The 16967-nt window shown below is 60.8% G+C and carries 11 protein-coding genes and 1 pseudogene; 9 read left to right on the top strand and 3 right to left on the bottom strand.

The window, feature by feature from the left end:
- Positions 1–410 precede the first annotated feature (410 nt).
- The 3 genes and pseudogenes from tli1a (F2S13_RS13560) to tli1a (F2S13_RS13550) all read left to right on the top strand — a co-directional run bounded on the left by tli1a (F2S13_RS13560) (position 411) and on the right by tli1a (F2S13_RS13550) (position 3841).
- Positions 411–971: a Tli1a family immunity protein gene (gene tli1a / locus F2S13_RS13560; protein WP_166361563.1), complete on the top strand. Its 561-nt coding sequence runs from the start codon at positions 411–413 to the stop codon at positions 969–971.
- Positions 959–3283: a T6SS phospholipase effector Tle1-like catalytic domain-containing protein gene (locus F2S13_RS13555; protein WP_166361561.1), complete on the top strand. Its 2325-nt coding sequence runs from the start codon at positions 959–961 to the stop codon at positions 3281–3283. The genes tli1a (F2S13_RS13560) and F2S13_RS13555 overlap by 13 nt, the downstream gene beginning before the upstream one ends.
- Positions 3284–3344: 61 nt before the next feature.
- Positions 3345–3841 (top strand): annotated as a pseudogene (gene tli1a, locus F2S13_RS13550) (Tli1a family immunity protein).
- A 331-nt stretch (positions 3842–4172) separates the two neighbouring features.
- On the opposite strand, the gene hisD reads toward tli1a (F2S13_RS13550), so the two are convergent.
- Positions 4173–5450, bottom strand: coding sequence for a histidinol dehydrogenase (gene hisD / locus F2S13_RS13545; protein ID WP_166361559.1), 1278 nt, complete (start codon positions 5448–5450; stop codon positions 4173–4175).
- A 324-nt stretch (positions 5451–5774) separates the two neighbouring features.
- On the opposite strand from hisD, the gene F2S13_RS13540 reads away from it, so the two are divergent.
- Genes F2S13_RS13540 through F2S13_RS13530 form a run of 3 tightly spaced genes read left to right on the top strand, consistent with a single transcriptional unit; the run spans position 5775 to position 9927 of the window.
- Entirely contained in the window at positions 5775–6440 is a 666-nt protein-coding gene (locus F2S13_RS13540) for a ThuA domain-containing protein (RefSeq protein ID WP_166361557.1), read from the top strand.
- Positions 6441–6475: 35 nt separating this feature from the next.
- On the top strand, positions 6476–8263 hold the full coding sequence (locus tag F2S13_RS13535) for a thiamine pyrophosphate-binding protein (protein ID WP_166361555.1): 1788 nt from the start codon (positions 6476–6478) through the stop codon (positions 8261–8263).
- A gap of 17 nt (positions 8264–8280) precedes the next feature.
- The gene (locus tag F2S13_RS13530) at positions 8281–9927 is read left to right on the top strand and encodes a GMC oxidoreductase (RefSeq protein WP_166361553.1); all 1647 of its coding nucleotides are present in this window, start codon (positions 8281–8283) and stop codon (positions 9925–9927) included.
- Positions 9928–9984: 57 nt separating this feature from the next.
- Here the strand turns inward: F2S13_RS13530 and F2S13_RS13525 are convergent, their stop codons facing one another.
- Both F2S13_RS13525 and F2S13_RS13520 read right to left on the bottom strand, forming a co-directional pair.
- Positions 9985–11076 carry a LacI family DNA-binding transcriptional regulator gene (locus tag F2S13_RS13525; RefSeq protein ID WP_166361551.1) on the bottom strand — a complete coding sequence of 364 codons (1092 nt, stop codon included), beginning with the start codon at positions 11074–11076 and terminating at the stop codon, positions 9985–9987.
- Between the two features lie 65 nt (positions 11077–11141).
- Positions 11142–12269 carry an MFS transporter gene (locus F2S13_RS13520; RefSeq protein WP_166361922.1) on the bottom strand — a complete coding sequence of 376 codons (1128 nt, stop codon included), beginning with the start codon at positions 12267–12269 and terminating at the stop codon, positions 11142–11144.
- Between the two features lie 346 nt (positions 12270–12615).
- Between F2S13_RS13520 and F2S13_RS13515 the strand changes: the two genes are divergently transcribed.
- The 3 genes from F2S13_RS13515 to F2S13_RS13505 all read left to right on the top strand — a co-directional run bounded on the left by F2S13_RS13515 (position 12616) and on the right by F2S13_RS13505 (position 16793).
- Complete coding sequence (locus tag F2S13_RS13515) at positions 12616–13884, top strand: MFS transporter (protein ID WP_246237888.1); 1269 nt, start codon at positions 12616–12618, stop codon at positions 13882–13884.
- Positions 13885–13986: 102 nt separating this feature from the next.
- Positions 13987–14835: a mechanosensitive ion channel family protein gene (locus F2S13_RS13510; RefSeq protein ID WP_166361549.1), complete on the top strand. Its 849-nt coding sequence runs from the start codon at positions 13987–13989 to the stop codon at positions 14833–14835.
- A gap of 254 nt (positions 14836–15089) precedes the next feature.
- Positions 15090–16793: an amidase gene (locus F2S13_RS13505; protein WP_166361547.1), complete on the top strand. Its 1704-nt coding sequence runs from the start codon at positions 15090–15092 to the stop codon at positions 16791–16793.
- Positions 16794–16967 lie beyond the last annotated feature (174 nt).

The following is a 16967-nucleotide window of genomic DNA, read 5'->3' as shown; positions in this document are numbered from 1 at the left end:
CGCGAAGGGTTGCGAAGCAGCCCCAGTCCCGATCGCAAAGCAAACCGTAGCCCCTGAAACAGGGGCCGCTATGCGTCCCTTCGCGGCCAGGGCCGCTCCCACGGCTGATCGGCGATGAGCCAAAAAAACGGCCCGTTTTCCTTTTCTCCAGCCCCCGTACCCATCTATCTGATCGGGAAACTCCAGCGACTCTGTATGGAAAGTGTAATTAGCCCTTCATGCTTTCCGAACATTGCGTAGCTGATTTCCCAAAGGCATCGCAGCGGGCTGCCCCCGTGGCGCTTTCTCTGCACACTGGCTGCCCACGCATCAAGGGCACCCTCGCAACGAGCAATGACGGCCCTTGACTCATTTCGTATGAGGGGCCGCCCCATGGATGGAGGTTCCCCATTGCCGCATGGAGGGACCTCATGCCCCATGAACTGCGCATCTTCCTCGACCGCAACCGCTACAAACACCGTGTCCGCGGTGCCGACGCACTGCTCGGTGCCCTTTGCGGCTTGGGCGCCTTGCTCGCCCCAAACGCCCAGGCCAGTACCCTCGTAGGCATCAACCACACCCACTGGGCCATCAACCATTTCAGTGTCGACGGCCGTTCCGGTATCGACATCATCGGCCCCTACCAGGGCGGCGGTGGAGGCTGCTGCTATATCGCGCCGCCGCGCTGGCAGCCGGGGATGACGGTGCGGGTCGACTGGGAAACCGGCGTGGCTTACTCCGATGACTTTCCTGGCTTTGCCGATTGGCCCAAGTATTTGACTTGGAAGGAAAAGGTGAACGCACAAAAACTTAGGCACAGCAAAGTGGTACCCGTGCCGGACTACACCAACCAAAAAGTCTGCGGCATCACCGTGCACTTCCTGCCTTGCGATGACCTTCAGGTCACCACCTCCTGCTACGCCTACGGCAGCCCCGAGTACCCGATCAAGACCCCACTGCACTTGCCGGAGCCCCAATCATGTCCGAAGTGAAACACGCCCCCCTTTGGTACCCGCCCCAGTTTCCAGCTCAGGGACGCTTGCCCAGCCAGAGCTGGCAAGTTCATCAGAATATCCAGCGCCAAAGCCAGCTGGAGTCGGATTACCACGATTCCCTGTGCCTGGCGGCCGGACGCCGGGTCATGCGGCCGTGCTGCAAGACCTTGCATATCAGCCTGTGCTTCGACGGTACCGGCAATAACCTCAACAACGACCTCTACCTGTCGGACCCCAAACACCCGACCAATATCGCCCGGATGTTCCGCGCCAGCATCGGCGACGGCTATGCCGGCGGCACCGCCCACAGCAGCCAGGCCGGGAGACTGACTGATGCCGTGGGCTCCGGCTTTGGCCAGTACTTCAAGTACTACATGCCCGGCGTGGGCACACCCTTCCCGGAAGTGGGCGACCTGGATTACGGCATCCCGGGAATGGCCTTTGCCGCTTACGGCGAAGAGCGGATCAACTGGGGCCTGTTGATGATCATCGATGCCCTACGCGGGATGTTGCGTCTACCCCGCCTGGACAACGCGGCCCAGTTGGCGGCGGTCAAGGCCATGGGCACCTGGCCGGGACTGGAGTGGAGTACTGGCCGCGCCAATCGCAGCCGTGAATTTCACAAGCAGCTCGGGACACTGGCCAAGCCATTGCGCATTGCCGTGACCCAGCCGTCGCCCGGCTGGCCCAAGCTGGTGGGCGTCAAGCTGTATGTCTATGGGTTTTCCCGTGGGGCGACGGCGGCGCGGGCCTTTGTCAGTGCCTTGAATCAGCTGTTGTCCCGCTCCGAGTCGACGCCGTCGTTGAGTTTCCTCGACCTGAAGTTGCCCATCAGCGTGGAATACCTGGGACTGCTGGACACGTTGGCTTCGGTCGGTCTCGCCGATATCGTGCCGGGGGCGAAAGGCCATATGAGCTGGGCCGACGGTAATCAGCAGCTGCCCGAAGGTGATCTGGTCAAGCGTTGCCTGCATATCGTTGCCGGTCACGAACAGCGCCTGTGTTTCCCGTTGGAGTCCATCCGCCGTGAGAGTGGCGGTTATCCGGCCAATGCTGTGGAAGTGATTTACCCCGGGGTGCACTCCGATCAAGGGGGTGGTTATCCGCCTGGGGATCAGGGCAAGGCCATTGGTGAAAATGATGGTCTCTTGCTGTCACAGATTGCCCTGCACGATTTGTACGCCGATGCCTTTGCTCATGGCGCCCCCTTGAAAGTACCGAAGGGTGCCCAGCCAAAAGATTCGTACCGTGAGTTGTGGCGGGCGATGGAAGATGATGTATCGCAAGAGTTTGAAGTTGCACCATCACTGATTGACCGCTTCAACGCTTGGCGCCAAGTAACGCTGGACCTACTCTCCGCGCCAGAGCCGTTACCCACAGAACAAGTTGAGCGCTACGAGCCTCTACCCGCCACTGACAGCCTGGAGCAGGCACTGCGCGAACAGATGGACTGGCTCACCGCCTGGCGCATCGACCGCTATGCCTTCGCCAGCCTCAAGCAAGCCGATTTCTATCTTCAGGCGAAAGATACCCAGGCCCCCATGGACGTGCGCCAGACCGCCAAGAATGAGCGCGACAGGCAACAGGCGGCCGTCAAAAAACGCCGCGAGGAACAATTGGTCCGCGAGCGCTTCGAGCGCGCACCAAAAATGTCACTGGAACCCGGGGTCAAGGATTTCGACCCGGACATGGCGCAAACCCAGTTGCGCGAAGCGGCCGAAGAATTCGGCGCGGACTTCCGCGGCCCCGGTGTGCACGCAGCTATCGCGATTCGCGTGGCAAGACTGGCGCTCATCCCCGGCTTGGTCGCCTACCAGGCCAGCGCCGACGCACGGGCCGAACGTCAGCGGATGAAGGCGGCAGGCTGGGCCAGGGTGAAGCAGTTGTTTCCGCCTCCGCAGCGAGAGATCAACTACCTTGACGAAAACCGGCGCGGCAATGTCGACGAAAGCCGCAACGCCAGCCTACCCGAGGGGCTGTTGCGCGCGCTGTTCGACGATCAGGTCCACGACTCCCGTGCCTGGTTTCTCTACTCGATGGGGCGTGAACCGGGCGGCAGTTATTTTGGCGATCGCATGGTGTTTTTCGGCGATGCCAATAGAAGAGATCTGGCGCTGTACAGCGAAACGGAGGGGGTGATGCTGGCTAACGCCACGAGCTTGCCGGATTCTGCACCGACCAATGCAACGCAGCCGCTAGGTATGGACGCCGAGCGTCGGGCTGAGGTCCAGCAACGAATAGCCGCAGTTTGGGAGGCCCACTACGCCAAAGTCGCCAAGGCTGCCGAGGTGAACGATGAGCAAGCCTGAGTCTACATTCCGACGTCCTGCACAAGGAGCCCGCCCCATGTCCAAGCCCACTCCGTGGCGAATGCTGGTCGGTGTCCTTTGTAGCCTGGCCGGCACCTTGCTCGCCCAGGGAGCCCAGGCCAGCACCCTCGTAGGTATCAACCACACTCACTGGGCCATCAACCGCTCAGTGTCGATGGCCGTTCCGGTATCGACATCATTGGCCCCTTCCAGGGCGGCGGGGGAGGTTGCTGCTACATCGCGCCACCGCGCTGGCAGCCGGGTATGACGGTGCAGGTCGACTGGGAAACCGGAGTGGGCGGTACGAAAGGTTTCCCTGGCTTTGCCGATTGGCCCAAGTATTTGGCCTGGAAGGAAAAGGTGAACGCACAAAAACGCCAGCACAGCAAACTAGTGCCAGTACCGGACTACACCGGCCAAAAAGTCTGCGGCATCAGCGTGCACTTCCTGCCCTGCGATGACATCCAGGTCACCACCTCCTGCTACCCCTACGGCAGCCCCGAGTACCCGATCAAGACCCCGTTGCATTTGCCGGAGCCCCTGTCATGCCCACGGTAATGCGTCAGTGGGCGCTTGAGCACAATTAGTGGGCGATGCGCTTATTGCCTCGGATGCAGCCCATAAACCTTTTTTTGCCTGGGATTTATGCAGAAGCAAGACTACTGGAAAGCCGTGGGAGCGGCCCTGGCCGCGAAGGGACGCAGAGCGGCCCCAGATTCAGGGGCTATATGGTTTGCGACCGGGAAACCGGGCTGCTTCGCAACCCTTCGCGGCCAGGGCCGCCCCCACCAGAACCACTACACTGGCCCGCCCCCTCACACCAGCCCAAATAAAAAAGGCTTCCCTTGCGGGAAGCCCTTTTCAATGGCGCTGAACGATCAGCCGATACTCACTTCTTGTAGCGACGAATTCGGATGTCGGCCTGCTCCTTGTGCCCTGCAAAGCCTTCCATGCCGCACAGGCGCGAGCAGTACTCGCCGACCAGCACCGATGCCTCGTCGGTCAACACGCGCTGATAGGTGCAGGTCTTGATGAACTTGCCGACCCACAGGCCACCGGTGTAGCGCGCCGAGCGCATGGTCGGCAGGGTGTGGTTGGTGCCGATGACCTTGTCGCCATAGGAGACGTTGGTGCGCTCGCCCAGGAACAAGGCACCGTAGTTGGTCATGTGCTCGAGGAAGTACAACGGATCGCGGGTCATGACCTGAACGTGCTCGGAGGCAATCCGGTCGGCTTCCTGCACCAGCTCATCTACCGTGTCGCACAGGATGATTTCGCCATAATCGCGCCACGCTACAGAGGCAACCGGAGCAGTCGACAGAACGGCCAGTTGACGCTCGATTTCCGCTGGCAGCGCTTCGGCCAATGCAACGCTGTTGGTCAGGAACACGGCAGGCGAGTTGACGCCATGCTCGGCCTGGCCCAGAAGGTCGGCGACGATGATTTCCACATCGGATGAATCATCGGCGATCACCAGGGTTTCAGTCGGGCCGGCAATCAAGTCGATACCGATCTTGCCGAACAGCTGACGCTTGGCTTCGGCCACATAGGCATTACCCGGGCCGACGATCATGTCCACCGGGCTGAATTCGTCAGTGCCCAGGGCCAGTGCCGCGACAGCCTGCACACCGCCCAGGCAGTAGATTTCATCGGCACCGGCCAGATGCATGGCGGTCACGATCGCCGGGTGCGGCTTGCCGTCGAAAGGTGGGGCGACTGCCACCACACGTTTGACACCCGCCACCTTGGCCGTCAGCACACTCATGTGCGCCGACGCCAGCAACGGGTACTTGCCACCTGGGATATAGCAACCCACCGAGTTCACGGGAATATTGCGATGGCCGAGGATCACGCCTGGCAGGGTTTCGACTTCGACGTCGTGCATCGAAGCCTTCTGCACTTCGGCGAAGCGGCGAACTTGCGCCTGGGCGAACTTGATGTCGTGCAGCTCCTGCTCGGACAGGCTGGCGACGCATGCAGCCACCTCTTCATCGGTCAGGCGAAAGGATTGCGGGTCCCACTTGTCGAATTGCTTCGAGTATTCGCGCACAGCGGCGTCGCCATTCCTGGCCACGTTCGCAATGATCTGTTCAACCGTATCGCGAACTTGGGTGGCAATCTCGGCTTGAGCTTCGACAGGTTTGCTTTTCTTCAGGTATCGGATCATCACAGCGCTCCAGGTAGTTCTTGATGCACACGGTATGCACTCAGCATTGGCGTTCATCTTTTCCTACCCCCCGCCAACGGACAATTTCGCAGCCTCACTATTGATGACGCAATCTGACGCAGCACAGACGCATTGCTGAAGCACTTGTCCAGGCCTGGGCCGACTTAGAAGCAATGTCGCCTACAGCGGCACGCCCAAGGACGTTATTCGTATAACCTTTTTACTCAATGGGGATTGACTTGGTCATTTTGAGTGATAGCTTAAATAGCAAGTTATACGTATAACCCAACGACTACACCCAACCATAAAAAGAGGTGACCTACCGTGAGTCGAGTCCTGTATCTGTATGGTGGCTGGCCGGGCCACTACCCTTACGAAATCGCTGCCTGGGCCCGGACGGTCTTCCAGGAACTGGATTTCGACGTTGAAGAGTCAACCGACATCTTCACCCTGGACCGCGACCTGACCGGTTATGACCTGATCGTGATCGGCTGGAACAACGCAGTCACTACCGAAACACTGACCGCCTCACAGGAAAAACGCCTGCTCGAAGCCGTCGAAAGCGGCACTGGCCTGGTCGGTTGGCACGGCGCAGGCGCCGCATTCCGAGCCAGCCTGAAATACCACTGGGTGCTCGGCGGTTCATTCCTCGAGCACCCGATGGGCGAAGGATTCCCGCACCCCTATCAGGTCAATTTCATCGACCGCGAGCATGAAGTCACCCAAGGCGTGGAAGACTTCGAAGTGCGCTCCGAGCAGTACTACATGCAAGTCGACCCGAACGTTCACGTGTTGGCCGAAACCACCTTCGACGGGAACCCCTTCCCTTGGCTCGAGGGCCATCGCAGCCCGGTCGCCTGGGTCAGGCAGTGGGGCCAGGGGCGCGTCTTCTACCACTCGATCGGCCACGACACCAGCAACCTCGCCGACCCGAATATCCGCCGCCTGACCAAGCAAGGCTTGAACTGGGCGACCCGCGGCCGGGCCTGAAACACACTACTTTCATCAACCCAAGGAGTCCTGTCATGAGTAAATTGACTGGCAGCCAGATCGTGGCTCAAACCCTGAAGAACTACGGCGTCGAGTACGTCGCCGGCATCCCCGGCCACGGCATCTGGACCCTCACCGACGCCTTCCTCGAAGAAGACTCGAAGATCAAGTTCATCCAGGTGTTTCATGAACAAAGCGCCGTCCATCTTGCCGATGGCTACTACCGCGTCGCGGGCAAGCCAATGGCGGCGGTCACCTCCATCGGTGCCGGCGCCAGCAACACCGTCATCGGTCTGGCGACCGCCTTCACCGACTCCACCAGCCTGATGCTGATCACCGGCGGGCCACCCACTCACATGCGTGGCCACGGCCTGCTGCAGGAACTGGAACGCTACACCGACAACGACTTCCCGAAGATCGCCGAAGCCGTGACCAAGCGCCATTGGGTGGCCACTCGCGTTGAAGAACTGCCCTTCATGATGCACCGCGCCTGGAGCTCGATGGTCACTGGCCGCCCAGGCCCCGTGCATCTTGAGATCCCGATGGACGTGCAGGCCGAAGCTGCCGAAGTGACACTGCATGCACTCGAGGAACGCACGCCGATCGGCAAGGTGTTCCCTGACCCTGCCGCGACTGCCCGTGCGGTAGAAGAACTCAAGGCCTGCAAGCGCCCGGTGCTGGTTATCGGTGGCGGCGTGATCACTGGCGAAGCCAGCGCCGAAGTATTGGCTCTGGCCGAAGCCTGGCAGATCCCGGTGGTCACCACCTGGAACGGCAAGAGCGGCTTCCCCGAAGACCACCCGCTGTTCGCCGGCAGCGTTGGCCAGACCGGCACCATGTGCGGTAACAAGGTCGCCTCGACTGCCGACGTGATCATTGCCGTAGGCTGCCGTTTCACCGACTGGTCCTCATCCAGCTATGCCAAGGGCGTGACCTTTGCGATCCCGCCATCGAAGCTGATCCATATCGATATCGATCCGCACGAAATCGGCAAGAACTATCCGGTAACCGTGGGCATTTGCGCCGACGCCAAGCACGCCCTGGCACATATCGTCGAAGGCTTGAAAGGCCACGCGGTAGACCGCGAGGAGTACATGCGCGACCTGCAAGGCTACCAGGCCGAGTGGGAAGACAAGCTGGCCAGCCGCCGCGATTCCGACCGCTTCCCGTTCACCTCGCAACGCCCGTTGGGCGCCTTGCGCAAGGTCTTCCCGCGCGACACTATTGTGGTCGTCGGCTCGGGCAATACCCAGGGCGCGGTCAAGCAGACCTTCCCGGTCTACAGCCCGCGTACGCACCTGACCTCCGGCGGCTTCTCGTCCATGGGTTGGGCAGTGCCGGCAGCCATCGGTGCTAAACTGGCCGCACCGAACCAGCCTGTGGTGTGTATTTTGGGCGACGGCGACTTCCTGATGACGTCGCAGGAAATCGCGATCTGCGTCACCAACAACATTCCGGTCGTGTTCATGATCCAGAACAACGCCGGTTACATGTCGATCCGTGGTGGCCAACGCAAACAGACCAGCCGCCATATCGGCACCGAGTTCAATCACCCGGACGGCACGCCCTACAGTCCGGACTTCAAGGCAGTCGGTGAAGCCTTCGGCCTGAAATCCTATCGCGTAGAGCGTCCTGAAGACCTCGAGCCGACCCTGCAGGAAGCACTGGATCTGAACGTTCCCGTCCTGATCGAGATCCCGACCGACCGCGACGCGGCCGGCCCCTGGGTTCCGGGCTGGTGGGACTTCCCGATCCCGGAATACATCACCGACGAGCGTCAGGACGAGTACTGGGAAATCCGGAACTCCGAACAACACCTCTAAAGCGCGGAGCGGCTCAAATGAGCGATGCATCGATTTCGCATCATGCAGAGCTGAATCCACAACCGGGGGCGCGCGATCAGCGCGCCTTCGGCGTGGTGACACCTGATGCAGATGGCAATATTGACTGTGATGTAGTGATCATCGGTTCGGGCATGGGCGGGTCGACCTTTGCCCATGCGCTGCGCGACACCGGCTTGAACGTTGTCGTGGTCGAACGCGGCGATTTCCTGCCACGTGAAATACAGAACTGGAGCGCCGAAGCAGTATTTGGCCAGGGCCGATACCGCAATGCCGAGCGCTGGCTCGATCAATCCAACCAGGCATTTACGCCTGGCGTCTTCTACTACGTGGGAGGCAACACCAAATTCTATGGGGCGATGCTGCCACGCTTTCGCGAAGCAGACTTCGGCGAGATCCAGCACGCCGAAGGCGTCTCCCCGGCATGGCCCATCACCTATGCCGAAATGGAGCCCTGGTACGCCGAAGCCGAAAAACTTTACCGCGTGCATGGCCAGGCCGGTGTGGACCCCAGCGAACCCTGGCGTTCAGGGCCGTTTCCCCATCCTGCGCTTGAGCATGATCCGGCACTCGTCCCACTGGAGCAGAGCATGCGGCGCTCAGGGCTCAAGCCTTTCGTCATGCCAGCGGCTGTGGACTATGGTGAAGGCGGCGGCTGTGTACTGTGTTCGACCTGCGATGGCTATCCCTGCCTGGTCGAGGCCAAGGGCGATGCCGAAGTTTCGGCACTCAGGCCCGCCTTGCGCAACGGTACCACTCACTTGCTGACGCGCACCCTGATCAATCAGCTGGTCACCAGTGCAGACGGTCGTACCATCACCGAAGCCCGGGGCACCCGCGATGGCAGAGCCGTCACCCTACGCGCCAAGCGCTTCGTGCTCGCTTGCGGCGCCGTCAACAGTGCCGCACTGTTGTTCAAGTCAGCGAACGAGCAACACCCTCAAGGCCTTGGCAACAGCTCGGGGCAACTGGGCCGCAATTACATGGTGCACAACAGCACCTTCATGCTGGCAGTCGATCCACGCCGGCTGAACAAGGTGATGTTCCAGAAAACCCTGGCGATCAACGATTGGTACAGCGCCAGCGCGAACAACTTGTTCCCGTTGGGCAACGTGCAGATGCTCGGCAAGATCCGCGAACCCATGATCACGCCAATGCGTCCCTGGCTGCCGAAATTCGCTTCGCGCTACGTCACTGACCACAGTGTCGATTTGTACCTGACCTCGGAGGACCTTCCGACCCAGGAAAACAGGGTGACTTATGACAAGGCACGCGGTGCGATCAAGGTGTATTGGCAGCCGAACAACCTCACGGCCCACAAGGGCCTGGTGCGCAAGATAAGCAAGGTCATGCGCGATGCGGGCTATCCAATCGTGCTGACCGAGCGCATGGGCATTGCGACGAACTCGCACCAGTGCGGCACGGCTGTCATGGGCAAGGACCCGCAAAGCAGCGTCCTGGACGTCAACTGCAAGATGCACGACCTGGATAACGCCTGGGTGGTGGACAGCTCGTTCTTCCCCTCCTCGGCCGCCGTCAATCCGGCGCTGACAATCGCGGCCAATGCATTGCGCGTCGCCGAGGTGTTCAAGGCATCAGGCATTTTGACACGGCTGCTGCAGCAACCTCTGGCGCAACTGAAGTAATCACCTTCCCCTTACCCAGCCCTCCTCGATCGGGGGCTGGGCCCTCGCCTGCTGGCTCTATCCGGTTACCCGGGCGGTGGAATGCCGGACAATCAGCCGAGTGGGGAATATCTTCTGCCGAGGTTCCAGGTGCACACCAGCGGGCGCGTTCAATTGCTCGGTCAGCATCTGCGCGGCAAATACGGCCTTCTCGACCATTGGCTGGCCGATGGTGGTCAAGCCTGCCTGCACCGCTTCGGGAATATCGTCAAAACCAATGACCGACAGCGTCTGGGGCACAGGCCGTTGCAGCGCATCTGCGGTCTTCATGCAGGCCATGGCCATGACATCCGAGCAGGCCACGACGGCCGTCACGTCATTGGAGGTCAGCAAGGTGAATGCAGCCGTTTGCCCGGACGTCGAATCCAGGCCACCGGCTTCGATCACGCACAAGTCGTCAAAGCCAAGTCCTGCCGCTTCAGCCGCTTCAACGTAGCCTGTCAGTCGCTCGCGCACGATACGCTCGCTCGCGGTTCTGAAGCGCTGCTCATTGATGGGCCCCCGGTAGCCATCCGGGTTGAGGCGGTCGATGATGATGCCGATCTTGCGGTGCCCCAGGTCGAGGAGGTGCTGAATCTGGGTCCTGGCGGCGCCCCGGTCATCGATGCCGACGAAGAACGTTCCATCGACCAAGGGCGAGTCGATGATCACGAACGGGAGCTTCTGTTTCAGCGTTGCCAAAACGGCCGGGTGATTGTCCGGCAGGGTCGAGATAATCAAGCCGTCGACCAGCCCGCGCAGCGCCAGGCTACCCTCGTTGGTCGCTTCCTTGGCGCTCTCGAGTCTTTTGTTGTTCAGGGGAAACAAGGTCAGGGCGACATTTTCCAGTTCGCCGATCTCGCTGATCCCCCGCAATACGGCAATGGCCGATGGGTCGGCGAAGGCGACCGAGAGTTTGTCCATCATCATCAGGCCGATGGCCCCGACCTTGCCGGAGCGCAGGCTGCGCCCCATCACATTGGGGCCTGGATAGCCAAGCTTTGCCGCGACTTCAAGAATATGCTTGCGCTGGGCTTCGGAGAGCTTGGCCGGGCGGTTGTACGCATAGGACACAGCGGGTTGAGAGACCCCCGCCGCCAGCGCTACATCCTTCATCGAAACAGTTGCCATCGCTTTTCCCAATCTTTTCAAGAACCTCACAGGATACAAGGCTCGTAGCAGTAATGGCCATCAACTCAATGACGGTGATGGCCGGTTGGCCGAGACACCAGCGAGGTCGCGCTGGCAATGATGGCGATCATCGACAGGGCTGTGGCGGACAACGCCCAACTCAAGCTGGTCACGTGCGCAAGAAACCCGATCAGCGCCGGCCCCATCAGGATGCCGAGATAACCGATGCTGGTTGCCGCCGCGATAGCCAGTTCTCCCGGCATGCTCCGTTGCGCCCCGGCGAGAGACAGGTAGACGGGTGCGATGTTGGAGATCCCCAGGCCGATCACCGCGAAGCCCAGCAGATTGATCCGCCATTCATCCATCAGGATGACCAGCACGAAGCCGGACATGGCAATCAGCCCGCTGAAGATCAATACCCTGCACGCCCCCAACCGGGCGCCAATGCGATCGCCATTGAGACGTCCCAACGCCATCATGACCGCAAACGCTGCATAACCAAGACCGGCGATCGAAGGGTCGACGCCGCGCCTGTCCGCGAGAAATACGGCACTCCAGTCCAGGATCGCGCCTTCGGCCAGAAATGCCAGCAAGCAAAGCACCCCGAGTACCCATACCTGCCGGGAAGGACGCACAAAGGCCGGACTGCCCTTCTCGCCACTGCGGCCGAGCATCTGCCGCCCGCAGGTGAACACAAAGGTCAATAGTGCTGCGATGACTGCGCTGCCGGCGAGCAAGGGCGTCGCGCCCAGCCAGAGCAGCGCGGTGACGCCCCCGGCGCTGACGATGGCACCGAGGCTGAACAACCCATGGAAGCCCGACATCAGCGACCGCCGAGTATGCCGCTCGACCATCACCCCCTGAACGTTCATGGTGACATCAAGCAGGCCGCAGCCGGCGCCGAAGAGCGCAAGTGCCCCCATCAGCCCGATAAAGGACTGCGTTGTGGCCAGCAATGGCAACGTCAGGCAGACCAATGCGATGCCGACATTGGCAGAAAAACGGCAGCCCTTTTGGCTGTTCAATACTCCAGCCAGCGGCATCATCACCAGAGAGCCGAGTCCCAGGCACAGCAGCAATACGCCCAATGCACCGTCATCTATGCCCGCACGTGCACGGGCATAAGGCACCAGAGGCGCCCATGCGCCCATGCACAGCCCCGTCATCAGAAAAGTCAGCCGGTAAGTCAGCATGTGGGGTGTCGAGACGGGAGACAGGATTTCTTGGGACGACACGTAGACCTCTGGGCTTGAAAACGCGGCTGCGGGAAACGGCTGGGCGAACAGTCCTGCTTCAAAGCCTTTCACCGAAGGTTATACGTATAATTGAAAACTCAACGCATTGCTACTCAATTGATTGGAGTGCGTCGAACCAAGCCCATTTCACATTCATAATTCCCGGATGAATGGCCAGTTTTTAGTCGAAAACAAATTGACAAAGACGCCAGGGGCAATGGTACCGTAATCACGGTTATACGAATAACTTAACCATCATTTCCAAGACCAGCCAATATCCCAAGAATAAGGAAGGCAAAGGGCAATGAACTCTCGCGACAACTCACTGGTGACGGCCCGCATTCGCAAGGCCCGCCTGGCAACCATCCTCGGCTTCATGATGATCGGGGCCATGATGTACATCTGGTCTACCGGGGTCAGCGTGTTCAGGGAACAGTTAGGCCTTTCCGGTACCCTGGGGGATGCCGACTTCGGCCTGATTGCCCTTGGCGTGGGTGTGGGCTCGGCGGCAGGTTCGTTGCTGATCGGTTATCTGCTGGATGCTTTCGGTGCGAAGCCGGTCATTACCATCTGCGCCCTGGCCTACCCTCTTTCCATCATCCCGCTCGGCTACGTGACCGGCTTCTGGTTTGCCTTGAGTTTCGGCGTTCTGCTCGGGTTATTGCGCGGTGCGCTGGATACCGCCCTCAATGCCCATGGCGTGCAGGTCGAACGGTTTTACCAGCGCTCGATCATGTCCGGATTCCATGCGTTCTATTCTTTCGGCGGCTTTGTCCTGGGAATGGTCTGCAGTTGGCTGACGAGCCTCTATACCGACAGCGTTCGAGTGCCCTTTACCCTGCTGGGTCTTGCAATGTTCATCATGGGTTGCGTGTTCAGCCGGTGGCTGCTGAGCAAAAACGATGTACCCGAATTGTCGTTCAACACAGCACAAGTCAGCGCCGGTGAATCGCGCAGTGACAACGCGGCTCCAAAAACCGGGACGCTGCTGGTGATGGTCGCTTTCGGCTTGCTCTTGCTGGGCAGCATGATCGGCGAGAACGCCATTGCCGACTGGGGACAGGAATACGTACGCCGTGAACTCTCCGCGTCAACTTCCATGGCGGGCATGGCGGTGTCTATTTTTGTTGGAGCTGTCTGCTTCGGGCGTGTTTTTGGCGATAAATTGGCCCAGGTATTCGGCAATGCCCGGGTGGTCTTTGGCTGCGGTGCCCTGTGCGTGCTTGGCATGACCATCACAATTGTCGGCAACACCACCGTTACCGGCATCATCGGCTTTGCGTTGTTCGGGTTGGGCCTGTCCTCGATCGCCCCGCTGATGCTTTCTGCCGCCGGCCGCAAGGATCCTGAAAACGCCGGGCGCAATATCGGCATCGTCAACTGCATCGGCTTCTCCGGCATGTTGGTGGGCCCCGCCGCCATCACGGTGATCGTCGGTCACTTCGGTCTGGGTTCGCTGATGTTCTTCCCGCTGATCATGCTGGGCTTGCTGGCAACCTTCGGGCCAATGCTGATGCGCGTCAGGGAAGAAAAGACGGTAGCTCCCGCAGCAGCGGCAGTTTCGAGTCGATAAGCTCCCCAGGGCACTTGGAGACAGCGCGTCAGCCAATGGACTGGCACCGCACGCTGGCTGTGCTAGCGTCTTGAGGTCATCCCTCATTTGCGAGCCTCAGCAATGGACGCGACTATCGTTAATGTGACCACCGCCAAGTTCGACGCGCTGATCGCACTGGTACAACAATACGGTGCCGCGTTCGCGGTCAAGATTCTTTCCGCCATCGCCTTCTGGATCGTCGGGCGCTGGATGATCGGCTTTGCCGTGGGCATGGTGCAGCGGGCCCTGGGCAGGCAGAAGGTCGACCCGACCGTGCTGCGCTATGTCGGCTCGGCGATCACCGTGACGCTGAACATCATGTTGGTGATTGGCATCCTCGGTTACCTCGGCATGCAGACCACCACCTTCGCTGCGCTGCTCGCCGCGGTCGGTCTGGCGATCGGCATGGCCTGGTCGGGGCTGCTGTCCAATCTGGCGGCCGGCGCCTTCATTATCGTTTTGCGTCCGTTCAAGGTCGGCGACTTCATTTGCGCCGGCGGAGTGACCGGCACGGTCATGGAGATCGGCCTGTTCGCTACCGCGATCAACACCCCGGACAACGTGCTGACCCTGGTCGGCAACAACAAGATCTTCAGCGACAATATCCAGAACTTCACTCACAATCCGTTCCGCCGCGTCGAGCTGAAAGCACAGCTGTCTGGCGCGGCCGACTGGAAGGCAGCAGCGGCCTTGCTCAAGCAGCGCATCGCCGAGATCCCCAATGTGCTCACCGAGCCTGCGGTGGATGTGGAGATTCTGGAGTTCAACCTGGTCGGCCCGGTGTTGGCGGTGCGTCCGTACTGCCACAACGAGAACTATTGGCAGGTTTATTTTGACACCAATCGCGTCATCAAGGACGCCCTCGGCGAAGCCGGCTTCCCGGCTCCAATGCCAGCGCAGACGGTGATCATCCAGCAGCAAGCCGGCTAGGCCGCGCCAGACGCGGCTTTCCAGCAAGCATCCGGTGCTCCGCGAAGCCGCTGCGGCAGGAATTCCATTGCGCCTGAATCCTGTCCGAGTGTTAAATATAATAATCACCCTGTAAGATCCAGCCTTGTCGCGTAATGCAGTGCAACGAGAACAGTTATGAGCAGCCATTTTGAGAAAAGTGATGTCCCAACGCCCAGCATCCAGCGTGATGGAAGCCGATTCCCTGTCACCCACCGGCAATCGGCGGTAGCAGCATGATCGAAGTCACCGAAGTTTCCATTGCCCAACTGCGCGCTGCGCTCGAATCCGGCCAAACGACGGCGGTCGAGCTGGTCCAGGCCTATCTGGCCAGGATCGATGCCTACGACGGGGCCGACACACCCACCGCACTCAACGCGGTTGTGGTTCGCAACCCCGATGCGCTCAAGGAAGCCCAGGCGTCCGATGACCGTCGGGCCAAGGGCCAGACGCTGGGTCCGCTCGATGGCATCCCGTATACGGCCAAAGACAGTTATCTAGTGAAGGGACTCACCGCCGCCTCTGGCAGCCCTGCATTCAAGGACCTGGTCGCCTATCGCGATGCGTTCACCATCGAGCGGCTTCGCGCCGCCGGCGCGATCTGCCTGGGCAAGACCAATATGCCGCCCATGGCGAACGGCGGCATGCAGCGCGGGGTCTATGGCCGTGCGGAGAGCCCGTACAACGCGGACTATCTCACTGCCCCCTTCGCTTCGGGCTCATCCAACGGCGCAGGTACTGCAACCGCAGCCAGCTTCGCGGCATTTGGCCTGGCTGAAGAAACCTGGTCGAGCGGACGCGGTCCGGCCTCGAACAATGGTCTGTGTGCCTACACACCTTCGCGTGGGGTGATCTCGGTACGTGGCAACTGGCCGTTGACGCCGACCATGGACGTGGTCGTGCCCTATGCCCGAACGATGGCGGACCTGCTCGAAGTGCTCGATGTGGTGGTGGCGGATGATCCCGACACGCGGGGCGACCTGTGGCGGTTGCAACCCTGGGTGCCCATTCCGAGTGTCGCCTCGGTGCGTCCTGCCTCCTATCAGGAACTGGCCGTGAAGTCCGATGCACTCGCGGGCAAGCGCTTGGGCGTGCCCCGTATGTACATCAACGCGGATCCCGAAGCGGGCACCTCGCATGCCCCGGGTATCGGCGGTCCGACGGGCCAGCGCATCAACACCCGCCCTTCCGTGATCGGGCTCTGGGAACAAGCGCGCAAGGCACTCGAAGCCGCGGGTGCCGAAGTGATCGAGGTCGATTTCCCGCTGGTTTCCAATTGCGAGGGTGATCGTCCTGGTGCACCGACGGTGTTCAATCGGGGCCTGGTGTCCAAGGAGTTTCTCCATCATGAACTGTGGGACCTGACGGCATGGGCCTTCGATGATTTCCTGCAGGCCAACGGCGATCCCGAATTGAACCGTCTGGTCGACGTGGACGGACCGAAGATATTCCCGCACGACCCGGGGACCCTGCCAAACCGTGAGGGCGACCTTGCCGCGGGCATGGACGAGTATGTGCGCATGGCCGAGCGCGGCATCACACCGTGGAACGAGATCCCCACGGTGCCGGACGGTCTGCGCGGCCTTGAACAGACGCGCAAGATCGATCTTGAGGACTGGATGGACCGGCTGGGACTCGATGCCGTGCTGTTCCCGACGGTAGCCGATGTTGGGCCGGCAAATGCCGATGTCGATCCGCAGTCTGCGGATATCGCATGGAGCAACGGCATCTGGGTCGCCAACGGCAACCTCGCCATCCGCCACCTGGGTGTTCCCACGGTCACCGTGCCGATGGGCGTCATGCCGGATATTGGCATGCCCGTGGGGCTGACTTTTGCCGGTCGTGCCTATGACGATTCAACGCTGCTGCGCCTGGCTTCGGCGTTTGAATCGACAGGGTCGAAGCGAATGATCCCTCCTCGGACCCCTGCACTGCCATAGAAATGGCGGGATTGGGGCGGTGCATGCCCCAATCCCATCAATAGACGACCTAATGAAATGATCACCCCTCCCACCCTGTGGGAGCGGCGGTGCGACGACTCGACTTGCCCGCGAAAGCTTCACCGCAATTCGCCTGATGTACCGCGTCGCCTGCATCGCGGGCAAGCTGAACTG

The organism is Pseudomonas akapageensis (genome assembly GCF_011355085.1).
In the GTDB taxonomy this organism is placed as follows: Bacteria; Pseudomonadota; Gammaproteobacteria; order Pseudomonadales; family Pseudomonadaceae; genus Aquipseudomonas; species Aquipseudomonas akapageensis.
Note: the sequence above shows the minus strand (reverse complement) of the source record. Positions and strands in the feature narration are given on the sequence as shown.